Raw genomic sequence first — 1,884 nt, 5'->3', positions numbered from 1 at the left:
GCGAGATAATTTTTTGTGTCAAACACTTTTTTAAATTATTTCGTCTTACCAATTTGGCCTACTGATTGACTGGCTAGTGGGCTTGAACCCTTACTGGCTGTGCCGTGTCAGTGAGGCGGCATTATAGGGAGATAAAATATGATAGCAACTTATTTCTTTATAAAATTGCCTCCCCAGTACTCAAGCGAACAAAAAGCCAACAAACTACTTATTTTTGCTTAATTAACAGCCAGAAAGTACCCATTCAGCACTAGTTAATCCCTGCTTCGAATTCGAAATTAGTCATCACTGTCAAAGAAATATGAAATCCGAGAACGAGGATTTAAATATTCTCGTATTTTGTCAGGCAGTTTATGAGGCAAAATCGCATTAACGATTTTCAAATCCCTATCCGCCAAATCGATGATTGGGGCTTGCGTTCTAGGTACCGAAGGATCATAGATCAAGACATTGGGATATAGTAATTGCCGGGCATTCACGGAAATAACCAATCCAACCATATTATTGGATAGCTGCACTACAGTTCCGGGCGGAAAAACCCCCATAAACTTGATCAGAATGTTGAGGTTTTCTTTGCTGTAGAGGTGTTTACAATGTTTATACATATAAGAAAGAGCAATGTATGGGATTTTTTGTTCAGCAACAATGCTAGGATGGCAAAGATTATCAAAGGCATTGGCTACCGTAATAACTTGCGCCAACTCATCAATATCTGCTTCTTTTAAACCGAGCGGATAACCACTGCCATCGTTTAATTCATGATGTTGCTCTATCACTTTTTTTGCACTGTCAGGAAAACTCTCAATATGGCTCGCTATCTCTAAGCCATATTTAGTATGCAACTTAAGATAATTTAACTCAGGTTCCGTCAGCTTTGTTTTCTTTCTTACGATGGCGGTTGGAACTTTAATTTTCCCCATATCGTGGAACAGAGCAGCAAATGCCAATTCCTTGATTTTTTGAGCATCGTAACCTTTGGCTTTACCAATCAGCATGGCAATGACAGAAACATTCAATGAATGGAAGTAGATATCTTCAAACTCACTTTTGCCATTCATTAGATGTAAAGTGACATTATCTTCACTTAAAAGTTTATCAACAATGTCCTCAACCAAAAGAGAAGCTTCATCTACTGCATCTTCTGGACGATTACGAATTTTATTCATCACAGCTCGCATACGAGCCAATGAACGTTCAAATTCTTTCTCGCAATTTAAAATGCGACGTCGATAAGCATTGAGCTTTTCAATTCGTTTTTGCTTCTCTTCCCACAGTTTCTTAGCTTCACTATCTACATAAGAGGGTTCTTCACCCACCTCTTCTGGTTGGCTATTAACTGGTAATGGCTGTGTATCGCTTTGAGCGGGATTAATATAGACGTGCTGAATACCCAAATGCTTAATCAATTGAATTTGCTCTTGAGACTTAATTTTAAAGCTATTGAAGAGGAAGGGGTGTTCATTCCATTTAACTGGCAACCTAATATGTAAGCCAGGTTGCAGTCTATCTACAGTAATTTTTATGCTTGCCACAATCTACACAACACCTTAAGTCAAATGGTTATAACATTTTAAAAGGAGATACTTACACGCTTATCCGCTACATGTTAAGTCTCAACCCATCATTTGTGTATATAAATGTGGTAGCTAAACGCAACAATATAAAATGAGAAGCGTAAGAATGTGCACACTTTCTCAATGTAAGCACTAAATATGCTATGAATAGATGTTCGGATTAGAATCAAAAAAAGCCCTAACTAACCTGAGATCGGTTTAAGCCATCGCCATTAATCCTGATTTTTCAGTGGTTGTTATGTTCAACGATGGCTTTTCTGGTTTTAGGCAGTACGCAATTAACCCACCAAGTAAGTTCAACATGAATCCA

Annotated in this window: 1 protein-coding gene and 1 pseudogene; both read right to left on the bottom strand. The window is 38.0% G+C overall.

All coding sequences use genetic code 11. The features are described from left to right. Window positions 1–278: 278 nt before the first annotated feature. Window positions 279–1,532, bottom strand: coding sequence for a DUF3391 domain-containing protein (locus AACW06_RS19340; protein WP_192076305.1), 1,254 nt, complete (start codon window positions 1,530–1,532; stop codon window positions 279–281). Window positions 1,533–1,772: 240 nt separating this feature from the next. Further along, window positions 1,773–1,884 (bottom strand): annotated as a pseudogene (locus AACW06_RS19335) (IS982 family transposase); the annotation flags it as partial.

This window comes from Vibrio sp. S12_S33 (assembly GCF_963889785.1).
In the GTDB taxonomy this organism is placed as follows: domain Bacteria; phylum Pseudomonadota; class Gammaproteobacteria; order Enterobacterales; family Vibrionaceae; genus Vibrio; species Vibrio aestuarianus.
The sequence above is the reverse complement of the archived record's forward strand: the minus strand, read 5'-3'. Positions and strand labels throughout refer to the sequence as shown.